General features: G+C 57.5%; 24 protein-coding genes. 10 read left to right on the forward strand and 14 right to left on the reverse strand.

Features of this window, described 5'->3' with window-relative positions; genetic code table 11:
- The first annotated feature begins 275 nt into the window (after positions 1–275).
- From CDI07_RS07340 to CDI07_RS07365, 6 genes are read left to right on the forward strand one after another with little or no spacing between them, the layout of a single operon-like run.
- The gene (locus CDI07_RS07340; protein ID WP_088181000.1) at positions 276–881 is read left to right on the forward strand and encodes a 4Fe-4S dicluster domain-containing protein; all 606 of its coding nucleotides are present in this window, start codon (positions 276–278) and stop codon (positions 879–881) included.
- On the forward strand, positions 878–2,848 hold the full coding sequence (gene cooS, locus CDI07_RS07345) for an anaerobic carbon-monoxide dehydrogenase catalytic subunit (protein WP_088181001.1): 1,971 nt from the start codon (positions 878–880) through the stop codon (positions 2,846–2,848). The genes CDI07_RS07340 and cooS overlap by 4 nt, the downstream gene beginning before the upstream one ends.
- Positions 2,849–2,881: 33 nt before the next feature.
- A complete protein-coding gene (locus tag CDI07_RS07350; protein WP_088181002.1) occupies positions 2,882–3,364 on the forward strand; it encodes a 4Fe-4S dicluster domain-containing protein in 483 nt (160 codons plus the stop codon).
- Positions 3,361–4,413 (forward strand): FAD-dependent oxidoreductase, encoded by a 1,053-nt coding sequence (locus tag CDI07_RS07355; RefSeq protein WP_088181003.1) that lies wholly within the window; start codon positions 3,361–3,363, stop codon positions 4,411–4,413. Before CDI07_RS07350 ends, CDI07_RS07355 begins: the two co-directional genes overlap by 4 nt.
- Complete coding sequence (locus tag CDI07_RS07360; protein ID WP_088181004.1) at positions 4,413–4,937, forward strand: 4Fe-4S dicluster domain-containing protein; 525 nt, start codon at positions 4,413–4,415, stop codon at positions 4,935–4,937. Before CDI07_RS07355 ends, CDI07_RS07360 begins: the two co-directional genes overlap by 1 nt.
- A 21-nt stretch (positions 4,938–4,958) precedes the next feature.
- The gene (locus CDI07_RS07365; protein WP_088181005.1) at positions 4,959–5,420 is read left to right on the forward strand and encodes a hydrogenase maturation protease; all 462 of its coding nucleotides are present in this window, start codon (positions 4,959–4,961) and stop codon (positions 5,418–5,420) included.
- A 34-nt stretch (positions 5,421–5,454) separates the two neighbouring features.
- On the opposite strand, the gene porB is transcribed toward CDI07_RS07365, so the two are convergent.
- The 7 genes from porB to CDI07_RS07400 all read right to left on the reverse strand — a co-directional run bounded on the left by porB (position 5,455) and on the right by CDI07_RS07400 (position 11,088).
- On the reverse strand, positions 5,455–6,450 hold the full coding sequence (porB, locus tag CDI07_RS07370; protein WP_088181006.1) for a pyruvate synthase subunit PorB: 996 nt from the start codon (positions 6,448–6,450) through the stop codon (positions 5,455–5,457).
- Positions 6,451–6,460: 10 nt separating this feature from the next.
- On the reverse strand, positions 6,461–7,645 hold the full coding sequence (porA, locus tag CDI07_RS07375) for a pyruvate synthase subunit PorA (protein ID WP_088181007.1): 1,185 nt from the start codon (positions 7,643–7,645) through the stop codon (positions 6,461–6,463).
- An 11-nt stretch (positions 7,646–7,656) separates the two neighbouring features.
- Entirely contained in the window at positions 7,657–7,974 is a 318-nt protein-coding gene (gene porD, locus CDI07_RS07380; RefSeq protein WP_088181008.1) for a pyruvate synthase subunit PorD, read from the reverse strand.
- A gap of 66 nt (positions 7,975–8,040) precedes the next feature.
- On the reverse strand, positions 8,041–8,976 hold the full coding sequence (locus CDI07_RS07385; protein ID WP_088181009.1) for a 3-methyl-2-oxobutanoate dehydrogenase subunit beta: 936 nt from the start codon (positions 8,974–8,976) through the stop codon (positions 8,041–8,043).
- A 5-nt stretch (positions 8,977–8,981) separates the two neighbouring features.
- Positions 8,982–10,172 (reverse strand): pyruvate ferredoxin oxidoreductase, encoded by a 1,191-nt coding sequence (gene porA / locus CDI07_RS07390; protein WP_088181010.1) that lies wholly within the window; start codon positions 10,170–10,172, stop codon positions 8,982–8,984.
- Between the two features lies 1 nt (position 10,173).
- On the reverse strand, positions 10,174–10,491 hold the full coding sequence (locus tag CDI07_RS07395) for a 3-methyl-2-oxobutanoate dehydrogenase subunit delta (RefSeq protein ID WP_088181011.1): 318 nt from the start codon (positions 10,489–10,491) through the stop codon (positions 10,174–10,176).
- 39 nt (positions 10,492–10,530) lie between these two features.
- Positions 10,531–11,088 carry a pyruvate/ketoisovalerate ferredoxin oxidoreductase subunit gamma gene (locus CDI07_RS07400; RefSeq protein WP_088181563.1) on the reverse strand — a complete coding sequence of 186 codons (558 nt, stop codon included), beginning with the start codon at positions 11,086–11,088 and terminating at the stop codon, positions 10,531–10,533.
- A 229-nt stretch (positions 11,089–11,317) separates the two neighbouring features.
- Between CDI07_RS07400 and CDI07_RS07405 the strand changes: the two genes are divergently transcribed.
- Positions 11,318–12,280 carry an inorganic phosphate transporter gene (locus CDI07_RS07405; RefSeq protein WP_088181012.1) on the forward strand — a complete coding sequence of 321 codons (963 nt, stop codon included), beginning with the start codon at positions 11,318–11,320 and terminating at the stop codon, positions 12,278–12,280.
- Here CDI07_RS07405 and CDI07_RS07410 read toward each other — a convergent pair.
- From CDI07_RS07410 to hflX, 3 genes are read right to left on the reverse strand one after another with little or no spacing between them, the layout of a single operon-like run.
- Entirely contained in the window at positions 12,277–13,830 is a 1,554-nt protein-coding gene (locus tag CDI07_RS07410) for a hypothetical protein (protein ID WP_088181013.1), read from the reverse strand. The genes CDI07_RS07405 and CDI07_RS07410 overlap by 4 nt on opposite strands.
- Before the next feature lie 9 nt (positions 13,831–13,839).
- Positions 13,840–14,718, reverse strand: a complete 879-nt coding sequence (locus CDI07_RS07415) for a hypothetical protein (protein WP_088181014.1) — start codon at positions 14,716–14,718, stop codon at positions 13,840–13,842.
- A gap of 47 nt (positions 14,719–14,765) precedes the next feature.
- Entirely contained in the window at positions 14,766–16,052 is a 1,287-nt protein-coding gene (gene hflX / locus CDI07_RS07420; protein ID WP_088181015.1) for a GTPase HflX, read from the reverse strand.
- 110 nt (positions 16,053–16,162) lie between these two features.
- Here hflX and CDI07_RS07425 point away from each other — a divergent pair, with 110 nt between their 5' ends.
- A complete protein-coding gene (locus CDI07_RS07425) occupies positions 16,163–16,519 on the forward strand; it encodes a carboxymuconolactone decarboxylase family protein (protein WP_088181016.1) in 357 nt (118 codons plus the stop codon).
- 13 nt (positions 16,520–16,532) lie between these two features.
- On the opposite strand, the gene CDI07_RS07430 is transcribed toward CDI07_RS07425, so the two are convergent.
- Positions 16,533–16,865, reverse strand: a complete 333-nt coding sequence (locus tag CDI07_RS07430; RefSeq protein ID WP_088181017.1) for a nascent polypeptide-associated complex protein — start codon at positions 16,863–16,865, stop codon at positions 16,533–16,535.
- Between the two features lie 88 nt (positions 16,866–16,953).
- Here CDI07_RS07430 and CDI07_RS07435 point away from each other — a divergent pair, with 88 nt between their 5' ends.
- Complete coding sequence (locus CDI07_RS07435; protein WP_088181018.1) at positions 16,954–17,136, forward strand: hypothetical protein; 183 nt, start codon at positions 16,954–16,956, stop codon at positions 17,134–17,136.
- Between the two features lie 7 nt (positions 17,137–17,143).
- On the opposite strand, the gene CDI07_RS07440 is transcribed toward CDI07_RS07435, so the two are convergent.
- From CDI07_RS07440 to CDI07_RS07450, 3 genes are read right to left on the reverse strand one after another with little or no spacing between them, the layout of a single operon-like run.
- Positions 17,144–18,172 carry a tetratricopeptide repeat protein gene (locus CDI07_RS07440; protein WP_088181019.1) on the reverse strand — a complete coding sequence of 343 codons (1,029 nt, stop codon included), beginning with the start codon at positions 18,170–18,172 and terminating at the stop codon, positions 17,144–17,146.
- The gene (gene otg, locus CDI07_RS07445) at positions 18,148–18,684 is read right to left on the reverse strand and encodes a methylated-DNA--protein-cysteine methyltransferase (RefSeq protein WP_088181020.1); all 537 of its coding nucleotides are present in this window, start codon (positions 18,682–18,684) and stop codon (positions 18,148–18,150) included. The genes CDI07_RS07440 and otg overlap by 25 nt, the downstream gene beginning before the upstream one ends.
- Positions 18,671–19,387, reverse strand: coding sequence for an RNA methyltransferase (locus CDI07_RS07450; RefSeq protein WP_088181021.1), 717 nt, complete (start codon positions 19,385–19,387; stop codon positions 18,671–18,673). Before CDI07_RS07450 ends, otg begins: the two co-directional genes overlap by 14 nt.
- A 45-nt stretch (positions 19,388–19,432) precedes the next feature.
- Here CDI07_RS07450 and CDI07_RS07455 point away from each other — a divergent pair, with 45 nt between their 5' ends.
- On the forward strand, positions 19,433–20,332 hold the full coding sequence (locus tag CDI07_RS07455; RefSeq protein ID WP_088181022.1) for a 2-dehydropantoate 2-reductase: 900 nt from the start codon (positions 19,433–19,435) through the stop codon (positions 20,330–20,332).
- Positions 20,333–20,358 lie beyond the last annotated feature (26 nt).

Genomic DNA, 20,358 nt, shown 5'->3' on the forward strand with positions numbered 1-20,358 from the left:
ACCCAATGATTCCACAAATTTGGGTATTTGATGCCATTTTTCTGGAGTTGATGTACACCCTTTTGTAAATGACCTTTAATGGGCAGAAATGTATAACCTTTGGTTTCACACTTTTGGGTAGTTATCTCGCGGGAGGGCGTATCCGGCCCTGATTCATTGCATTGTTGCATTTTTTAACAATTTCTGTTACAATTTTAAAGACTATCTCCTGGTTGCATGTTAAAACGGAAAGGAATTTATAAAGCATACGTCAAAAAGAACAACGGTGATTTCCTATGCCCATCGATTCAAAGCCTACTATTTTCATAAATCCAGCGAAGTGCATTGGCTGTCGGCAGTGTGAGATAGCGTGTGCAGTGGAACACTCCCAGAGCAAGGACCTCTTCTCAGCGATCTTTGAGGACCCGCTGCCCCTGCCGAGGATACACATTCTCCCCATGGGGGCCTACAACGTACCCATGAACTGTCGGCACTGCGATGGCGCTCCGTGTGTTGAGGTATGCCCCACCGGCGCGCTCTATCACGACGAAGACGGCGCGGTTATGATAACCCCCGAGAAGTGCATCGGCTGCAAGATGTGTGCCATCGTCTGTCCGTTCGGTATCCCCGAGTTCGAAGCCCTCAACGGCGTGATGTTCAAGTGCGACCTGTGTCCCGACAGAAGGGCCGAGGGCCGGCCTCCCGCGTGCGTTGAGGCGTGCAAGACCGGGGCGCTTCAGTTCGGCACCATGGACGAGATAGTCTCCAACGTCAGGAAGGAAACGGCCGAGAAGATAATCAAGCTGAAAGAAGGCACGTATGAGGAGGAATACAACGGTTGGGACCTTTTCAGGTCCATGTACGCCGAAATTATTCGTATTAATGAGGGGGAGTCGAAATGAAGAAGTATAAGGAAGTCTCCATCGATAGTACCACCCAGCAGATGTACGAACGGGCCCAGGAGATGGGCATCGAGACCGTTTGGGAGAGGCTCGAGAAGCAGCAGCCGCAGTGCGGCTACGGCCTCCTTGGAGTCTGCTGCAGGAACTGTATGATGGGACCGTGCAGGATCAACCCCTTCGGGGGCGAGCCGAGAAGGGGCGTCTGCGGTGCTGATGCTGACACCATAGTTGCCAGGAACCTTCTCAGGATGATAGCGGCCGGTGCAGCCGCCCACAGTGACCACGGGCGGCACGTGGCTCTGACCCTTCTCATAGCGGCCGAGATGGCCGAGAAGTTCAAGAAGGAAGGAAAGCCCGTCCTTGAACTCGACAACATGGCGTCGAGCACTCTGCCGTATCAGGTCAGGGACGTGGAGAAGCTCAAGGCCGTTGCGGAGAGGCTCGGAATCGAGACGGAGGGCAAGACCGTCAGAGAGCTCGCCAAGGAAGTTGCCGAAGTGGCGCTCCACGATTTCGGAAAGCAGGATGAGGAGGCTCTGGCATTTCTCAAGGCCTACCTCAACCCCAAGACCTACGAGATATTCGAGAAGGCCGCCGAAAAGGCCGGCATGCCCTGGTTCGAGAACGGCATCCTGCCGAGGGGGATAGACAGGGAGATAGTGGAGAGTCTCCACAGGACCCACATAGGAACCGACCACGACCCGGTGAGCATACTCCTCCACGGTCTGAAGACGTCCCTCGGCGATGCCTGGGGAGGTTCGCTCATAGCGACCGAACTTCAGGATGTGCTCTTCGGCACGCCGCAGGTCATAAAGGCCGAGGCCAACCTCGGGGTCCTCAAGGAGGACTACGTCAACATAGTCGTCCACGGCCACGAGCCGGTTCTCTCCGAGAAGATAGTCGAGGCGGCACAGGACCCCGAGCTGCTCGAGCTCGCCGAGAAACTCGGTGCCAAGGGCATAAACGTCGTCGGAATGTGCTGTACCGGTCTTGAGGTTCTCATGAGGCACGGCATACCCATAGCCGGCAACTTCCTTCAGCAGGAGATGGCCATAGTTACCGGTGCCGTCGAGGCCATGGTCGTTGACGTGCAGTGTATAATGCCCGCAACGGTTGACGTTGCGAGATGCTTCCACACCAAGATAATAGACACCAGCCCGCTGGCAACGTTCCCGGGAGCCATACACATCAAGTTCGACGAAAGGAGAGCGGATGAGATAGCCAAGGAGATAGTCAAGACTGCAGTTGAGAACTTCCCGAACAGGTCGAAGCAGAGGGTCGAGATACCGAAGGAGAAGATGGCCGGCTACGTTGGCTTCAGTGTCGAGGCGATACTCAAGCACTTCGGAGGCTCCCTCAAGCCCCTGGAGGAGGCGATAGTCGAGGGCAAGATAAAGGGCGTCGCCGGCTTGGTCGGCTGCAACAACCCGAAGATAAAGCAGGATCACAACCACATCAAGATAGCCAACGAGCTGATGAAGAGGGACGTCCTCCTCATAGGAACCGGCTGCTGGGCGACTGCAGCGATGAAGTACGGCATCTTCCTGCCCGAGTACGCCGACACCGAGAATGTCGGGCCCGGCCTGAGGGAGTTCGCCAAGGAGTGGGGCATTCCTCCCGCCCTCAACATGGGTTCGTGCGTTGACTGTACGAGGATGCTGGTTCTGGCTGACCTCATAGCGAGGGACCTCAACCTTCCGATTTCGGCGTTACCGGTGGTGGGCTCCGCCCCCGAGGCCATGACCGAGAAGGCGGTCTCGATAGGAACCTACTTCGTGGCCAGCGGAATCACCACGCACCTCGGCATAGTCCCGCCGGTTCTCGGCGGTCCGAAGGTGGTAAAGATCCTCACGCAGGATCTCTACGACATCGTTGGAGCGGCCTTCATAGTGGAGCCCGACCCGTACAAGGCAGCGAAGCTGATGTACGAGCACATCATGAAGAAGAGGAAGGAGCTCGGCATCTGAGCTCCCTCTTTTATTCCCTTTTGAGGTGGGAGAATGTTCAAGCGCATCAGGGGATTATTCGGGAGGGAAGGGAAGGCCCCGGCTTCCCCGCTGGCCGAGACTCCAGAAACTCCGGAAAAGGAGGAAGACCTCAACGCCGACGCCTGCATAGGCTGTGCCCTCTGTGCCCAGGTGTGCCCGCACAACGCGATATTCGTCATAGACGACGGTAAGAAGGTCATCTCGTTCCATCCCGAGCTCTGCAAGGAGTGCAACTACGAGTGCAACGACATATGTCCGACGAAGGCCATCCAGGGCCATCCCGACAGGCTCGACCTCGAGTTCGAGTACGCCCACTGTCAGGTCTGCGGCAAGAGGCTGGATTACACCGTTAAAACCGCGGAGTTCCTCTACCACAAGCTGGAGAAGTTCTACGACCATCCAGAGGTCGTCTTCATGTGCGACAGGTGCAAGCACGACCGCGTCAAGGAGTTCCCGAGCGAGTACCTCAGGTTCTTTGGGGGGACCACCAAATGAGGGGTATCAAGTTCTCCTTTCTCTGCAAAGAGAAGCCCCAGCGTACCGGAAAGAGGGTGGCCATAGTCGGCGCTGGGCCGGCGGGACTTACGGCGGCCGGCTACCTCGTCTGCAAGGGACACGACGTTGACATCTACGACAAGATGCCCGAGCCCGGGGGGTTGATGCTCTTCGTCATTCCAGAGTTCCGGATTCCCGTCGAGAGGGTTCGCCTCGGTGCGAAGGAGCTTGAGGAGGAGTTCGAGGTAACCTATTACCCGAAGACGAAGGTCATGGAGGATGAACGAGAGGATGAGGGTGACGAGTTCTACGAGAGGGTTGTTAAGCTCAGTGAACTCAGGGAGAACTACGACGCGGTTCTGATAGCCACCGGAATCTGGAACGTCAGGAGGATTGGAATCCCCGGGGACGACCTGGAGGGCATACTCTCGCCGCTGGAGCTCCTCTTCTGGATAAAAGGCGCCGAACTCGGCTACGTTCCAAAGGAAAAGGTTCCCGATTTGAGGGGCAGGAGGGTCGGTATAATCGGCGCGGGATTGACGGCGGTTGATACAGCCTTCGAGTGCAACCGCCTCGGTGCGGAGGTCGAGATATTCTACCGCAGGACGATAAGGGAAGCCCCGGCCGGAGCCTACGAGATAAACATCCTCCGGAACAGGGGAGTCAAATGGTTCGAGCTCGTGACTCCAAAGCGCGTGATAGGTGAGAACGGCCGCGTTAAGGCGATTGAACTCCTCAGAACTCGCCTCGGTGAGCCCGACGAGACCGGAAGGAGGAGGCCGATACCCATAGAGGGCTCGGAGTTCCAAGTCGAGCTGGACTACCTGGTCTTTGCCATAGGCATGGTCTCCACCCCGCCGGTTAACGGCTCCTATATCGCAACGGACAGGAGGGGCAGAATCGTCGTTGATTCCAGGCACATGACGAGCGTTGAGGGAATCTTTGCCGCCGGGGATGTGGTCAACGGCCCGACGAAGGTCGGCAGGGCGATAAAAGACGGCCTCTATGCGGCAGTCTCAATCGACAGGTGGCTCAGGGGTGAGTCCTGATGGAGAGGAAGTACCTCTACCTCGATTACCTCACGTGCATCGGCTGCGAGACCTGTGAAACCGTCTGCGACTTCATCCACGATGGGAGCCCACACATCAGGATTTACGTAACGGAGAACAAGCAGTACCTCCCGATAAACTGCAAGCACTGCGACGACGCGCCCTGCGTGAGGGTTTGCCCGACCAACGCCATCTACCGCGATGAGGATGGAGCGGTGAGGATAGCCGAGAACAGGTGCATCGGCTGTCTCGCCTGTCTCCAGGTGTGTCCCTACGGCGTTCCCTTCTACAGCCTCAAGGTCAGGGCGATAACCAAGTGCGACATGTGTGCCGACAGACGCGAGGAGGGTCTCGAGCCAGCCTGCGCCCTCATGTGCCCAGCGGAGGCCATCCAGTACGGCCCGTTGGAGATGGTTCTTGAACTCGTCAACGAGAGGCGTGCCAAGAACATCCCCGAACACCAGAGGGAGCTCAGCGAGGAGGAGCTTAGGGAGAGCGTGAGTTCCGGCTACGTTCTCCTCTGATACCTTTTTGGAGGTCCCACCGTGCAGGTTGATGAGATAATTGGGAATGCACGCAGGATAGTTCTCTGCGGTGTGGGCAACGAGAAACGCGGTGATTATGGATTCGGGGCCTATTTGGCAGAGGCCCTCTCCGTGGCGGTGGAAAACCCGAACTTCCTCCCAATCAACTGCCACGACGTTCCCGAGAGCCAGGCGGGGGCTATAATACGCTTCCGTCCGGAGCTGGTGATAGTTGCGGTCCCCCTTGAATTCGGGGGCGAGCCCGGCAAAGTTGTCGTTGCCGACCCATGGGAGGCCATGGGGGACGTTCCCGAGGACTTCCGCTTCCAGCTCAGGGTGACGCTTGACCACCTGGCCGAGTTGCTCCCTGAGACCCGTTTCCTGCTCCTCGGCTGTCAGCCCGGGGACTGGATGGGGGTGAGCGAGGAAATTAAAAACTGCGTTAGAGCCCTCGCGCTGGCCTTCAAGGATGCCGTGGACTGAGCATCGGAATATCAAAGTGGAAAGAAAAGGGAGTTCACTCCTCCGGCTTCGGGAGGGTGACATCGACACCAAGGACCTTCCACATGGCCTTGATCTGCTCGCGCATGACGTCTATGGCCTCGGGCTGCTTGAAGAGGTGCTTGAACCTGCCCTGGAGCTTGAGGTACTCCTCGATGGGTTTCTTGAACTCTATGGCGACTACGCGACCTCCCTCGCGCTTGACCTTGGCGCCTCCTCCAGGGGACTGTATCTTGATGTTCCAGAGGTCGCCGTTCTCGATCTCGAAGAGCGGCCAGACGCCGGTCTCGATGGCGAGGCGAGCTATCTCAACGCCCTTCTCGAGCGGGCTCTTCCATCCGGTCGGGCACGTACACTGGACCTGGACGAAGGCAGGACCGTCCACCTTGGCGGCCTTCTTCATCTTCTTGACGAAGTCGAAGGGGTTGCCTATGCTGGCGGTTGCGACGTACGGAACCTGGTGAGCAGCAGCGATGAGGGCGACCCACTTCTTGGGCTTGTCCTCACCGATGGAGTACTTGCCCGGCGGGCTTGTGGTGGTCCAGGCACCGTAGGGGGTTGAGCTTGACCTCTGGATTCCAGTGTTCATATAGGCCTCGTTGTCGTACATGAGGTAAACGACGTTGTGCCAGCGCTCGAGCATTCCTGAGAGGGCCTGCATACCGATGTCGGCAGTACCACCGTCACCGCCTATGGCGAGTATCTTGCCCTTCCTTCCGAGCTTCTTCCAAGCCGCTTCAACACCGCTTGCAGCGGCTGCCGCGTTCTCGAAGGCGACGTGGATCCACGGGGCCTTCCAGGCGGTGTACGGGAAGACGGCGGAGACGACCTCCATACATCCGGTCGCCTGGGCTATGGCGAAGGCGTTTGGATCACCGTACTTCTCCTCCATAGCCTCGCTGAAGGCCTTCGTGGCGAGTCTAAGAGCGGTGGCACAGCCACAGCCGGCACAGGCGGCGTGACCGGGTGCCCAGTACTCGCGAGTTGTGATAGGGGGTTTTCTAACGGCCATCTTCATCACCTCACAGAATCTCCTTCCTCAGGCCGATCCAGTTGACCTCATCAAACTCCTCTCCAGCCAAGGCCTTCTGGGCTATGGCCAGGGCCTCGTCGAGGTCCTTGAAGGTGACGTCCCTGCCTCCAAGGCCGAGGATGAAGTCAACTATCTTCGGCTTCTCGCTCTCGTTGATGAGCGCCCTGCTGAAGTCCTGGAAGAGGGCTCCACCGACGCTGAAGGTGATGTTCTTCTCGAGGAGCGCGAGAACCTTCGCCTTCTTGGCGAGGGCACGAACCTCCTCAATCGGGAACGGCCTGTAGACGGTCATCTTCGCGGCACCGACCTTGATGCCCTGCTCGCGGAGGTGGTCAACGTACTCCTTGACCGTTCCGGCGAGTGAACCCATGGTGACGAAGATTATGTCAGCGTCGTCCGTCCTGTACTCCTCTATCTTCTGGTACTTTCTACCAAACTTCTTCTCGAACTCGGCGAAAACCTCATCGATGACCTTCTTGGCGTTCTCGTTGGCCTCCCAGACGGTGTATCTAGCCTCCATGTAGTGGGCCGGGAAGGCGAGGGTACCCTGGGTTATCGGCCTGGCCGGGTCGAGGTATGCGTACTTCGGCTCGTACTCGCCGAGGAAGTCGTCAACGAGCTCCTGGTCGGGTATCTCGACCGGTTCGACGGTGTGGGTCAGGATGAAGGCGTCGAATCCAACCATGGCCGGAAGGAGAACCTTCTCGTTCTCGGCGACCTTGTAGGCTATCAGAATGAGGTCAAGCGCCTCTTGGTTGTTCTCGGCGTAGAACTGCATCCAGCCGGTATCGCGCTCGCTGATGGTGTCCTGCCAGTCGTTCCAGATGTTGATGGGTGCGCTCAGGGAGCGGTTTCCGACGGCGATGACTATCGGAAGGCGCATTCCTGCTGCAATGAAGAGTATCTCGTGCATCAGGGCGAGACCCTGAGAGGCGGTCGCGGTGAAGACTCTAACACCTGCCGCGGAGGCACCGACACAGGCTGAAATCGCCGAGTGCTCGCTCTCGACCTTGATGAACTCAGCGTCGAGCTCTCCGTCGGCGACGAACTCACTAATCTTCTCTGGAACGAGCGTTGACGGTGTAATCGGGAAAGCCGCTATGACCTTCGGCTTGGCGAGCTTGGCCGCCCAGGCGGCGGCTTCGTTGGCCTTCATAACCTTTCTTATCGGCATCTTTCACCACCTCACTTGGTCTCCCTAACCATTATGATGGCGTCGGTCGGGCACTCGTTCGCGCAGATTCCGCAACCCTTACAGTAGTCGTAGTCGAAGACCGGGTAGTTCTCCTCGTCGAGGTAGATAGCCGGCTCCGGGCAGTATATGTAGCACAGGTAGCACCTAACGCACTTGTCCTTGTAGAACTCGGGCATAAAAACACGCCAGGAACCCGTCTTGTTTATGACGCTGCTCCCCGGAATAGTGGCTATCGCTCCCGGGGTCATCTTTTCGCTATACTCCTTCTGAACCCTCTCAATCTCGGCCTTAAACGGAGTCTCGGCCATGTTTATCACCTCAGGTGAATTATCATATTGGAACTTAAACCTTGCGAGGAATTAAAGATGGAAAGCTCAGCCGAAGATCTCGGCGAGCTTCTTGAGCTTCTCCCACTCGTGGTTGACCCACTGCTGGAGGATCTCTATGTCCTCCTTGGTCATGTACTTGAACCTGCCCTGGAGCTTGAGGAACTCCTCTATGGGCTTGGGCTCCTTCTTCGTTGAGGGCATGTTGATCTTGTACCTTCCGTTCTCGTACTCGAAGAGCGGGAAGTATGCCGTCTGAACGGCGAGCCTTGCGAGCTCGATGCTCTTGTCGGTCGGTGAGCGCCAGCCGGTCGGGCACGGCGCGAAGAGCTGGATGAAGCTCGGTCCGGGCGTCTTCTGGGCCTTCTTGAGCTTCCTTATGAAGTCCTCGGGGAAGGCTATGCTGGCGGTTGCCGCGTAGGGTATCTCGTGGGCGATGACGATGTCTATGACCTTCTTCTTGTGCCTCCTCTCGAGGAAGTGCTTCTTTCCACCGGGGGTGTTGGTGGTCCAGGCTCCGTACGGGGTCGAACCAGACCTCTGGATTCCGGTGTTCATGTAGGCCTCGTTGTCGTACATTATGTAGACGGCATCGTGGCCCCTCTCAAGGAAGCCCGAAAGTGCCTGGAGACCGATGTCCGCGGTACCACCGTCACCGGCCCAGCCGACGACCATTATTCCGTCCTCGCCCTTGACCTTGTATCCCTTGGCCTTGAGTGCCGCCTCGATACCGCCCATGACGGCACCGGTGGTCTCGAAGGCGGTGTGGAACAGGTTGGCCTCGAAGGCGGTGTACGGCCAGGGACCGGCGATGATGGTCGAACAGCACGCCGGGATTGTGAATATGGTCTTCCTTCCGTACGCCTTCAGCACGTAGCGGATACCGAGGGAGGCCCCACAGCCCTGGCAGGCCGTGTGACCGGCGTAAAAGTGCTCATCAGCGGGGATGCTCAACCTCTTCTTAACGTTCTCTGGAATCTCCATCATTCTCACCTCTTAAGGTGGTACCAGTCCACCTCTACATCAAGCTCTCCCTTCTCGATTATCGCCTTCATGTTCTCGGCTATCTTCCTGACGTCGGCGACCGTGAAGTCCCTTCCGCCAAGGCCAACGATGTAGTTCTTGATGAGCGGCTTCGCGTCGGTGTTGTAGAGCGCTCCCTTGGCCTCGTTGAAGAGTATACCCTCCTGTCCGAAGGAGAAGTTCCTGTCGAGGACGGCTATGCCATCAACGCTCTTTGCCAGCTCGTAGAGCTCTTTCTTCGGGAAGGGCCTGAACCAGCGGACCTTCGCGGCACCGACCTTGTAGCCCTCCTCGCGGAGAACATCGACGGCCTGCTTGACGGTTCCCATGAGCGAACCCATGCCCATGAAGACGAAGTCGGCGTCCTCTGTCTTGTAAAGCTCTATCATCTGGCTGTAGTCCCTTCCAAAGCGCTCGCCGAACTCCTTACCGACCTCGTGGATGACCTTCTCGGCCTCCTCCATGGCCTTCTGTATCTTGTAACGGAACTCGTAGTAGTCGTTGGGGCCTCCGAGGGCACCGACGGCTATCGGGTTGTCGAAGTCGGTGAGGGTGTAGAGCGGCTTCCTCGGTGGGAGGAACTCGTCAACCAGCTCCTGCGGAATCATCTCTACGACGTCGTAGGTGTGGCTCAGTATGAAGGCGCTCTCTATGACCATGGCCGGGAGGTTGACCGTCTCGGCTATCTTGAAGGCCATCAGCACGCCGTCGTAGACCTCCTGGTTGTTCTCGGCGTAGAACTGCATCCAGCCGGTGTCGCGCTGGGCAAGGCTGTCCGTCTGGTCGTCCCACACGCTCCAGGGGGGAGCCATGGCACGGTTGACGTCGACCATGACTATCGGCAGCCTCGCTCCGCTGGCCCAGTGGAGCATCTCGTGCATGAGTGCTAGACCCTGGGCGGAGGTTGCAGTGAATGCCCTGGCGCCGGTGGCGCTGGCACCTATGCAGGCTGCCATGGCTGAGTGCTCGCTTTCAACGGGAACGTACTCGAGTCCCTCTATCTCGCCGTTGGCCAGGAATTCGGCTATCTTCTCGATGATGCTCGTCTGGGGAGTGATCGGGTAGGCCGCGACGACCTCAACGCGGGCGTGCTTAACGGCGTAAGCAGCGGCGTAGTTGCCGCTCACAACCTTCCTAATGGGCTTGTACTCGGCCATCTCACTTCTCCTCCTTCTCCATTGTTATCGCGTTGGTCGGGCACTCGTTCGCGCAGATTCCGCAACCCTTACAGTAGTCGTAGTCCACGCCGACGTAGCCGTCCTCGCGGATGAATATGGCCGGCTCCGGGCAGAACTTCCAGCAGATGTAGCACTTGACGCACTTGTCGTCGTCTATCACCGGTATGAAGGTCCTCCAGTCTCCGGTGAAGTTAACGAGGGTCGTTCCCAACGTCACGGGGGCCTCCGGATACTCGTCCACGGATTTGAGGACGATCTTGGTTGCCCCTTCCTTCCTTTCACCAAACAACGTGTTCACGCTTTTCACCCCTTGTCAAGGATTATGAAGGAAAGAGAATCAGAGTTCGTAAATGACGGTCTTGTTGAAGGCTTCCTCTGCGGCCTTGGCGTTCTTCTCGCCAAGGGCTCCGGAGAAGACGTCCTGGATGGCCTTCTGGACGTGCTCGAGGGTAACGACGCCGGTGGCCTTTGAGACCGCACCGAGGATTGCGGTGTTGGTGATGGGCAGTCCGAGAACGTCGAGGGCTATGGTGGTTGCATCGACGAGCGCGAGCTTCGCCGGCTTCTTCTTGAGCTTCTCGAGAACCTCTTCCTTGCTCTTCTCGGTGTTGACGATGACTATGCCGTCGTCCTTGAGACCGGCGGTGACGTCAACGGTGTCGAGAAGGCTCGGGTCGAGAACGACGACGATGTCGGGCTCGTAGATCTGGGTCTTTATCCTTATCGGCTTCTCGTCAATCCTGGTGAATGCCGTAACCGGCGCTCCACGCCTCTCAACGCCGAAGAACGGGAACGCCTGGACGTACTTGCCCTCAAGGAAAGCAGCTGAGGCTAGTATGTTGGCGGCGGTAACTGCGCCCTGTCCACCCCTACCGTGAAAACGAATCTCTATCATCATTCCTGCCTCCTTAAGTTTGTCAAACTTTAATCATCCAATGCATTTATTTAAGTTTCGGTATTGGCTTAACCGACCTTCGGCAGGTGTCTTTGGGTAGGCATGAACGTTGTCAGTCGTCAATGGCTTAATTAAGGCATCATTTCTCGAAAAAAGTTCGTTCACATCTTGGCAAAAACTTTTAAGCCTCGCCTCCACCGGGGATATATAGACTATATAGGTGATGTCCATGGACGGCCTGGCCCTGGCGGCGATTGCGGTGGCGTTCTACATAGCCTGGAACATAGGCTCCAACGATTCGGCCAACGCAATGGGCACCGCCGTCGGTGCAGGGATACTCAGCTTCCGCCAGGCCACGCTCACGATAGCGATATTCGTCCTCATGGGCGCCTACCTGAGGGGCTACAAGGTCATGAAGACCGTCGGGGAGGGGATAGTCCCCAGCGGCTTTTTGACGATGGAGATGGCGGTTATAGCCCTCCTGGCCGCGGGTGTCTGGGTGACGATAGCGACCGTTAAGGGCCTGCCGGTTTCCACAACCCAGGCGATAGTGGGCGGTGTCATTGGAGTTGGCCTCGCGGCGAGCGCGCCCGTCAACTGGTACACCCTCCTCAAGATAGCCTCCGCCTGGGTCGTCTCCCCCATACTCTCGGGGATACTGGCCATAATCCTCTTCAGGTTCTATTCGTGGGCCATCTCCAGAATCAAGAGCGTCTCGACGATTGAAACCCTATACAAGGCCCTCGCCATACTCGGGGGCTCGTACATGGCATTCAACTTCGGGACGAACGAGGTTGCGAACGCCTCTGGTCCTCTCGTCGGTGCGGGTTTCATGGAGCCCAAGGTGGCCGGCATCTTCGGGGCCATCGCCCTTTCAATCGGCGCGCTCACCTTCAGCTACGCGGTTATGCACACTGTCGGAAAGAAGATAACCGCCCTCGGCCCGATTTCGGCCTTCGCGGCCCAGTTCGGCTCGGCAATAGCCGTCAGCCTGGCGAACTTCTTCGGCCTCCCCGTGAGCTCGAGCCAGTCCATAGTCGGCGGCGTCGTTGGCGTTGGCCTTCTCGCGGGGGAGGGCGTTGAGAGGTCGGTCATCAGGGACATAATCTTTGGCTGGGTCGCCACGCCGCTGACGGCCATAGTCATCTCCCTGGTGATATTCAAGGCTTTCTCGCTGGTTGGACTGGTTTAGCCCGTGCATTCCACCATCGACAGGTCGTCCCTTCTGAAAATGCAGTGCCCGAAAACATCCGCTTCCCCCGTCCATCCCGAGAGGCCGTAGGTCACCCTTATGTATTCGTCGCTCACTCTGAGGCGCACCCTGACGCCGAGGAGGTGCTCCCCGGCGCTCGCCACGAAGACCTTTCTCGTCTCGTTTCCCCTCAGGGCGTAGATGAACGCATCCCCGCTGAACAGGCTCGCCCCGGCGATGTAGACCTCTTCCCCCACAACCTTGACGTCCGTGATGTAGAACTTGTACTCGTCGGGGCAGAAGCTGAACCTCTCCTCCCCGCTCAGGGGGTCTAGGAGATAGACGCAGCCCTGGGAGGTGTACTCATCTGAGAGCACGAGGACGATGCTACCGTTCTGGTATCCCCTCGGGAGTGCCGGAAGTTTCCGCTCCCACAGGATGCTCAGGTTGTGGTCGAAAAACACTCCCTCCCCTCCCGTTGATTCGCCCGGGTAGTACGTGTACACCAGAACGCCTTCCGGGGTGCACATGCGCTTCCCGTCGGGTCCTTTGAGGGTCACGTTAACCGTTCTGTTCCCCGTTTGGAGGGTGAAGTGGGTGTAGTACTCGGTGTCCTCGGTGGTTCTCTTCGAGATCCGTAGCGATGGGAGACAGGCAAATGTCGTGGTATCTCCCGTGGGGGAGTTCTGGTCGCTATCTTTCCTCTGGCCTGTGCTCGTGAGGGCCTCTACTGGATACGGAACGCTTCCCGTGGGACTGATTACGTAAACGGTGTTCCCCTCGATCTTGACCCCACTGGGTCTCTTCTCCAGCTCCCTGCACGCGAGCCTTTCCAGTTTGGAGGTAAAGAGGCAGAGGCCCTTCCTCTCACCGCTCCCGTTGGTGAAGCGATACGCGACGGCCACGTACTCCTCGGTGGCGGCTAAGTGGAGCTCAGCACTTACCCGAGCCCCGCTCAGGGAGTCAAAGTAGACGAGTCTGAGCTTGTCATTCTCCACCATGTGAACGTATCCTGTGGACGTCGCCAGGTAAATCGTCCCGTCCCTGAGCACGATGTCGCCCACCCTTCCCCCACCCGGAAGTTCACGGGAAAGAACGATCCTCCCGGTTTCCATGTCCACCAAGTAGAGAACAGGGTTGATCCTTGGTTTCTGGCTCCCCTGCTTTACGAATATTCCCTTACCCTCCGTTGAGGCCCAGAACTCTGTGGGGCCCCAGAACCTCTTTCTCCACACGACCCGACCGGACTTTCCCACCAGCAGGAACTCCGTGGGTTTGGAGGCCTCGTCGGGATAGCCGGCGTAGAGAAGGATGCCCTCCTGGAGCGGCACGTCTCCAGCAATCTTACCCTCCAGGGCGTAGGGGCCAAAGGTGGTGCCGTTGAGCGTAACCGTGAAGTTGACGAAGGGTGTACCGTTCACCTCGTAGTGGTGGGCATTAACGGAGAGCGGACCGCCCGTGGTTTCCGTGGGCGGCGTTTCCTCGCTAGCTATACAGCCTGCAACCACCACCATGAGGAGCACGAGGAAGGCAATGACGACCCTCTCCATACCATCACCTCAGGGCGAGATTATCCGGTAGGCCTTAACCTCGTCCAGAACCCTAACGTAGACAACGTCGCCCTCAACCTTGACGTTTAGGGCGGAGTGCCTGAAGCTTTTACACCCGATGGGGGTGAGGTCATCCGCCCTGAAGACGCAGAGACCGTCCCTCTCCCTTCCGGCTGCAGTGTACATGAAATATGAGACAGCCACGTATTCCTCATTGCCGTCTATCCAGAGTTCGGCCACCGCTGGCTCGCCGATGAGACTAGCGAAGGTCCTCTTTCGGGTCTCTCCTTTTTCCACGAGGTATATTATCGCCCTTCCCACTTCTCCCCTTGGACCTTCCTCGACCGAAACTGCCGTTATGTACGCCTTTCCGTCCATGAAAAACAGGTCTGTGGTCTTCGAGCGGGGGGCGTCCGGGCAGAACCTGAAGACGAACCTTCCCGTTGATGCGTTCAGGAGGGTAACGCAACCGTCATCTGTGAGGTAGATTGCGCCGTTTGAGTACCTCCAGGGGAGTCCAAGGATTCTCCTCGACCATCTCTCGCTCAGATTTTCGGAATCGATCAGCGCCCCGTACATGCCCGCGTAGGGGTCTCCTGGATAGTAGGAGTACACGAGGATTCCCTCGGGAACGCAGACGTGCCCTCCCGTGATGCCTTTCAGGGATAGGTTCGTCAGCGGCGTGCCGTTGTCAACCACCGTGAACTCAATGCTCTGGTTACTGAAGTTGAGGCGCTCCCTCACGAAGAACTGGCACTTCACGAATCCGCTGCTCCTGATTGGAAAGTCGACCCCTCTGGGGCTGACTGGAAACAGGATTCCCTTCGGCAGGAGGAGGGCTAACATGGCGACTAGAATGAGGGCCCCGGCTATTGCCTTAGGTTCCACACCGCTTCCCCGGTGTTACTATATGGCGTTTTTCCTAAAAACCTTTTTCACTCGTTCTCAACGGAGAGTCTCCGTATCCCAACTCCGAGCCTCGTGAGTTCCTTTATCATTCCTGTCTGGATGTAGGCCTCTATCCGCGTTTCCTCGCCGTATTCCACATCCAAAACCTCGCCGATGGCGTTTATCAGCGCCATAACCTGCGGCACCTTCTCGGGCTCGCTCACGGTTATCTCGAAGGCACCGTACTTCGGAAGGGTGAGGATGACCTCCTCGAGGGCGCTGTAAAGCTCTTCCAGTTGACCGAGCTTGGCCGATATCGCCACCACGCGGGAGACGTTTACCCCGCGTTCCTCGATTATCTCCTCTATCCTCCCCGCCTTGTCCCTCACGTCCTCCTCGGTGGTCAGGTCTATCTTGTTGAGCACAACTATCATCGGCCTGTCGAGGGTCTTCAGCTCCCTGAGGACGTTGAGGGAGGCCAGAAACTTCCTCCTTATCTCGGACCAGGGCTCGCTGACGTCAAGGACGAGGAGTATTATATCCGCCTTCACGATCTCCTCAAGCGTCGAGTGGAATGCCTCGACTATGAAGGGGGGAAGACCGTCTATGAAGCCAACCGTGTCGGTCAGGAGAACCCTCTTGCCTCCGAGCTTGAAACGCCGTGTGGTTGTATCGAGCGTCGTGAACATCTGGTTTTTCGCCTCTATCTCCTCCCTCGCCAGGGTGTTGAGGAGGGTCGACTTGCCGGCGTTCGTGTAGCCCGCCAGAGCCAGGAGTATGAAGCCGACCTCTTCACGGCGCTTTCTCTTCACCTCTCTATCGGCTTTGACCTTCTCCAGCTCCTTTCTGATCCTTCCCATGCGGTATCTGATGTGCTTGAGGTACTGTCGGGTCTGATATTCACCCATTCCCTTGAAACCGGCCCTGTCTCCGAGTTTTATCCTCCTTATCGCCTCCTTCACCAGGGGAACCTCGTACTGGAGCGAGGCGAGTTCAACCTGGAGTTTGGCCTCCTTGGAATGCGCCCGCCTCTCGAATATCTCCAAGACGAGCTGCCACTTGTCCATGATCTCAACCCTTAGCTCCTTCCAGAGGTTGTATGCCTGGCTCGGCGTAAGCTTGTTGGCAAATATCACCCTGTCCGGCTCGAGCTCCCTCACGAGCTCCTTCAGCTCCTCCAGCTTGCCCTTTCCGATGTTGTACTTGGGATGCTCCTCTCTGTTCTGCTCCAGAATCGCCACTACCTCATAGCCGGCGCTTTCCAAAAGCTCCTCAAACTCTTCGCGGCTTATCCTGTCCCGCCTTGATTTCCTTATGACGCCTATCGCCCTCATCGTATCCACCTATTCGGCGGGGTTTATAGTCTTTTGGAACGGCTGGTTTCTAACCTGAAGTTGGAGATAGGCCTTTAAACCCAGAACGCGAGTTATTTACGGTGATTCCCATGGATTACGACGAGGTTAACGTCAAACTTCAGGAAATAGAGGAGCTCCTTGACAAACTCGGAAAGGAGCACCCGAAGGAGATATCGGCCTTCTCCCGCTTCCTGCGTGAGACCCTCGACAACAAGGCACTGACGACCCGTGAGAAGGAGCTCATAGCCCTTGCCCTCGGCATCGCCCAGGGCTGCGAGTGGTGCATCTACCTCCACACCCAGAAGGCCCTCGCCGCCGGCGCAAAGCCCGAGGAGCTTATCGAAGCCGGTCTCGTGGCGGTTCTCATGGCCGGTGGTCCGGCGCTGATGCATCTCATCCCGCTCATGAAGGCCATAGAGAACTTCGGAAAAGGACAAAAGGCGTGATGCCTTTTCTTTTTCATTCCCCGCTCAGTTTGAGTATGGCCTCCGCGAGGTCTCCCTCTGCCTCCTCCAGGGCCTTCTTTGCAGTGTCGTAGTCAACGCCGGTCTGCTCCATCACGAGCTTTATGTCCTCCTCCGGGATGCTGACTATCGCCCTGACCTCCTCCGGCCCGATTATCTGGTAGCTCTTCTCGCCCTGCGCAGTGATGACCGTGACCGCGGGTTCCCTTATGATTATCTCCCTGTTCTCAAGTCTGATTACGACTTCCTTGACGCCATCGAGCTCCTCCATCTTGATGCCCATCTGGCGCATGAGCTTCTTCATCTGCCTCGGGTTCATTCCCATCATCGCTACCACCTGAGGAGAGTTTCACCCGGATTTTAAAAAGGTTGGCAAAGTTTTTTAGGTGTCCCGCGAAATCCCCTTCGGTGGGAGCATGTCCTACATTCCACAGACGGTTCCCACGGACTTCCAGATCCTATTCGGCTTTTTGGGTATATCCCTGCTTCTCCTCGCAGTCTGGTTCTTCTTCGACTGGATGGAGAGGTACGCTGAGAAAAAGGAGAGGGAAATCGAGAAGGAACTCGAGGAGTTGGATGAAACTGGGGAGCTGTATTAGTCTGGAACTACTCCCCCTTCTCCTCCGGGAAATTCGAGGTTTCCTCGTTGGCCCTCATTATCTTTGCCCGGTACTCCTCGTACTTCTTCCTGGCCTCTTCCGCCTTCTCCTTCTCGCCGAGATATTCGTAGGCTTCAGCGACGTGTTTCCACCACATCGGGTCTTCCTCAGCCTCCTTGAGGCAGTACTCGAGGAACTTCTGGTATGCTTCCCTCGCGAGCTCCTCTTTTCCGAGTTTGCGCGCTATGTTGCCGACGTCCTCGTAAAAGACACCCTCCTCCTGGGCCTCCTTCTGGTAGTAGTCGAGGGCCCTCTCCCAGGCTTCCCTGGCCTTCTCATCGTTGCCCAGCTCCTCGTAGAGCTTCGCAACGTCCTCCCAGAACCAGGGCTCCTCCTCAGCGTAGCGCTCGAGGGCCTTAGCGGCCCGCTCCATGTTTCCGGCCTTCTTCCAGTACTCGTGGGCCTCCTTGAGGTAGTAGGTGTCCTTCTCCTTCTCGTACAGCTCCTCGTATATCTCGGCCGCTTTCTCGTACTTTTCAGCCTTCTCGTAGGCCCAGGCGGCGCTCTCCATCCAGCCGAGCTTCTCGTACATCTCCGCCGCCTTCAGGTAGTTCCCAGCCTTCTCGTACTTTCTTGCTGCGGCTTTGTACTTGCCCATCCTTTCGAGCTTTTCGGCCGAGCGGAAGCGGTCGGTCAGGCTTAAATCAGGCTCGCTGATGTACCAGATGCCGAAGGCGACTATGGCGATGAAGAAGACGATTATGCCGGCGATTACGTGGAGCCCCTGCCATGTGGCGCTCAGGTAGAGGCCGTAGCCGCTTATCGCGGTGAAGATCGCAAGGATTATTCCGTACTTCCAGCTCTCCGCGTAGAGCGTTAGCCCGGTGAAGAAGAGCAGCATTAGCGTGACTCCCAGGAAGCCGAGGGTCAGGATAACCCTGAGCAGCATTGTCGGGCCCCATTCATAGACTATCCCCGCGGCTATCCCGAGAACGATGAGAACGAACGCTATCAGGTATGCCTTGAGCTTGTCCATCCTTTCACCCCCTCAATTTCGAGCAGGAACATCTTCTCCTCCAGCCTCGGAGTGTAGTAACCGATGCCATCGTGGGCGACCACTCTGTGGCAGGGAACGACTATCGGGTAAGGGTTCCTCTTCATGGCCCCGCCGATTGCCCGTGGAGACGTTCCAACGGCCTTCGCAAGGTTACCGTAGGTTATAACGCTCCCTCTTTTAACGTTTTTCGTGAGCCATTCGTAAACTCGTCTCTCAAAAGGTGTAAGGCCCTCGAAGGAGAGCTCCCCTAGAACATCGAAATTCTCCACCCTGCCCAGGATAACGTCCCTCACGAGGGAAGGATACCGGCTCTTCGCTGGCTCTATGTCTACACCAACGCTCCTTCTCTCCAGAAAACCCGTGAGGCGCTTGACGTTCCTCTCGAACTGCTCCCTTTCCAGGGAGAAGGTTATCCCCTGGATTTTTTCGGAGTGGACTACTCCTATCCATACCTCTCTACCTGCTATATCAAACCTCTCAACGCTCAGCATCTTCGCATTCCTCCAGTTTGAGGGCCGCCTTTCTGATCGGCCCGATGAGCGTGTGAACCTCCCTCCCGTAGAGGAGGGACCTCCCGACGAAGCGCCGAAACACCCTCGTGAAAACCTCCCTTCTCTCGGAGTCCTTCGGGTAGTTCAGCACGTTGAGCAGCCTCTCCCAGGCTCTCACCAGCTCCTCCTTCTCCAGTCGCGTGGCTGGCTCGAGGGAGTGGACGTTAGCTTTTGGCTTCTCCCTCGCCAGCTCGTAGAGGATAACGGCCACCGCCTGGGCGAGGTTCATGACCGGATAGGCCTCGCTTGTCGGAATCGTTACCGTGAAGTCGAGCCTCTTCAGCTCATCGTTTTTCAGGCCGATGCTCTCCCTGCCGAAGAAGAGGCCGACCCTCCCGGAATAGCCTCGTAGGGTTTCCCTCAGCTCCCAGGGCATCAAGGGTGCCCTCTCGGGGATGTAGCTTTTTCCGGGCTTGCCCGTGGTTCCAACGGCAACGTCGAAGAGTCCCAGAGCCTCCTCAAAGCTCTCGACCAGCATCGCGTTTTCGAGAACGTCCCCCGCGTGAACTGCGTAGCTGTAGCTCTCCTCCGTGATGTTTGGGTTGACCAGGACTAAGCTGGAGAAGCCGAAGTTCTTCATGGTCCTTGCCACCATTCCGATGTTTGCGGGCCCCTCTGGCTCGACGAGAACAACGCTTATCATCGGTAAGGCTTTAAGGATGGGGCTTTAAACGCTTGCGGTGGTGGGATGAAGATTTACGTACTCGGCGCGGGGAGCATAGGCTCGCTCTTCGGGGCTTTGCTCGCGAGGGCGGGCAACGACGTCACGCTCATCGGAAGAGAGGAGCAGGTGCGGGCGATAAACGAGAACGGGCTGCACGTTTCTGGGTTTGAGGAGTTCACGGTCCATCCTAAGGCGAGCCTCTACGCGCCTGACGAGCCCCCGGAGCTTCTGATACTCTCGACCAAGTCCTACTCTACCAAGGCCGCCCTTGAGTGCGCGCGCGGCTGCATTGGGCCGGGAACATGGATACTCAGCATTCAGAACGGTCTGGGCAACGAGGAGATGGCTTTGAAGGTCACGCCCAACGTCATGGGGGGGATAACAACGAACGGGGCGATGCTGGTCGAGTGGGGGCACGTGAGGTGGACCGGGAAGGGCATCACAGTCATCGGAAGGTACCCCACCGGAAGCGACCCCTTTGTCGGAAAGGTCGCAGAGGTTTTCAACGCCTCCGGCCTGGAAACCCACGTCACAGAGAACGTGAACGGCTGGAAATGGGCAAAGACCATAGTCAACTCGGTCATCAACGGTCTCGGGACGGTTCTCGAGGTCAAAAACGGCTTTCTGAAGGATGACCCATACCTTGAGGCCATCTCCGTCGAGATAGCCCGCGAGGGCTGCACCGTTGCCCAGCGGCTCGGCATCGAGTTCGAGATACACCCGCTTGAGCTCCTGTGGGACACGATAGAGCGCACTAGGGAGAACTACAACTCCACCCTTCAGGACATAAGGAGGGGCAAGAGGACGGAGGTCGACTACATCCATGGCAAAATAGTGGAGTACGCTAGCTCCGTCGGCCTCGAGGCTCCGAGGAACGAGCTCCTCTGGGCACTCATCAAGGCAAAGGAGGGGCAAAGTAGATAAACCCCACGGTTGGAAGTTATCGCGGG

Origin of the sequence: Thermococcus sp. 5-4, from assembly GCF_002197185.1 — an archaeon.
Lineage (GTDB): Archaea > Methanobacteriota_B > Thermococci > Thermococcales > Thermococcaceae > Thermococcus > Thermococcus radiotolerans.

What these genes read in the sequence shown, in the direction of transcription:
- CDI07_RS07340 (WP_088181000.1), top strand. Translation starts at nt 276, where the DNA reads ATGCCCATCGATTCAAAGCCTACTATTTTCATAAATCCAGCGAAGTGC.
- cooS (WP_088181001.1), top strand. Translation starts at nt 878, where the DNA reads ATGAAGAAGTATAAGGAAGTCTCCATCGATAGTACCACCCAGCAGATG.
- CDI07_RS07350 (WP_088181002.1), top strand. Translation starts at nt 2,882, where the DNA reads ATGTTCAAGCGCATCAGGGGATTATTCGGGAGGGAAGGGAAGGCCCCG.
- CDI07_RS07355 (WP_088181003.1), top strand. Translation starts at nt 3,361, where the DNA reads ATGAGGGGTATCAAGTTCTCCTTTCTCTGCAAAGAGAAGCCCCAGCGT.
- CDI07_RS07360 (WP_088181004.1), top strand. Translation starts at nt 4,413, where the DNA reads ATGGAGAGGAAGTACCTCTACCTCGATTACCTCACGTGCATCGGCTGC.
- porB (WP_088181006.1), bottom strand. Translation starts at nt 6,450, where the DNA reads ATGGCCGTTAGAAAACCCCCTATCACAACTCGCGAGTACTGGGCACCC.
- porA (WP_088181007.1), bottom strand. Translation starts at nt 7,645, where the DNA reads ATGCCGATAAGAAAGGTTATGAAGGCCAACGAAGCCGCCGCCTGGGCG.
- porD (WP_088181008.1), bottom strand. Translation starts at nt 7,974, where the DNA reads ATGGCCGAGACTCCGTTTAAGGCCGAGATTGAGAGGGTTCAGAAGGAG.
- CDI07_RS07385 (WP_088181009.1), bottom strand. Translation starts at nt 8,976, where the DNA reads ATGGAGATTCCAGAGAACGTTAAGAAGAGGTTGAGCATCCCCGCTGAT.
- porA (WP_088181010.1), bottom strand. Translation starts at nt 10,172, where the DNA reads ATGGCCGAGTACAAGCCCATTAGGAAGGTTGTGAGCGGCAACTACGCC.
- CDI07_RS07400 (WP_088181563.1), bottom strand. Translation starts at nt 11,088, where the DNA reads ATGATAGAGATTCGTTTTCACGGTAGGGGTGGACAGGGCGCAGTTACC.
- CDI07_RS07405 (WP_088181012.1), top strand. Translation starts at nt 11,318, where the DNA reads ATGGACGGCCTGGCCCTGGCGGCGATTGCGGTGGCGTTCTACATAGCC.
- CDI07_RS07410 (WP_088181013.1), bottom strand. Translation starts at nt 13,830, where the DNA reads ATGGAGAGGGTCGTCATTGCCTTCCTCGTGCTCCTCATGGTGGTGGTT.
- hflX (WP_088181015.1), bottom strand. Translation starts at nt 16,052, where the DNA reads ATGAGGGCGATAGGCGTCATAAGGAAATCAAGGCGGGACAGGATAAGC.
- CDI07_RS07425 (WP_088181016.1), top strand. Translation starts at nt 16,163, where the DNA reads ATGGATTACGACGAGGTTAACGTCAAACTTCAGGAAATAGAGGAGCTC.
- CDI07_RS07430 (WP_088181017.1), bottom strand. Translation starts at nt 16,865, where the DNA reads ATGATGGGAATGAACCCGAGGCAGATGAAGAAGCTCATGCGCCAGATG.
- CDI07_RS07435 (WP_088181018.1), top strand. Translation starts at nt 16,954, where the DNA reads ATGTCCTACATTCCACAGACGGTTCCCACGGACTTCCAGATCCTATTC.
- CDI07_RS07440 (WP_088181019.1), bottom strand. Translation starts at nt 18,172, where the DNA reads ATGGACAAGCTCAAGGCATACCTGATAGCGTTCGTTCTCATCGTTCTC.
- otg (WP_088181020.1), bottom strand. Translation starts at nt 18,684, where the DNA reads ATGCTGAGCGTTGAGAGGTTTGATATAGCAGGTAGAGAGGTATGGATA.
- CDI07_RS07450 (WP_088181021.1), bottom strand. Translation starts at nt 19,387, where the DNA reads ATGATAAGCGTTGTTCTCGTCGAGCCAGAGGGGCCCGCAAACATCGGA.
- CDI07_RS07455 (WP_088181022.1), top strand. Translation starts at nt 19,433, where the DNA reads ATGAAGATTTACGTACTCGGCGCGGGGAGCATAGGCTCGCTCTTCGGG.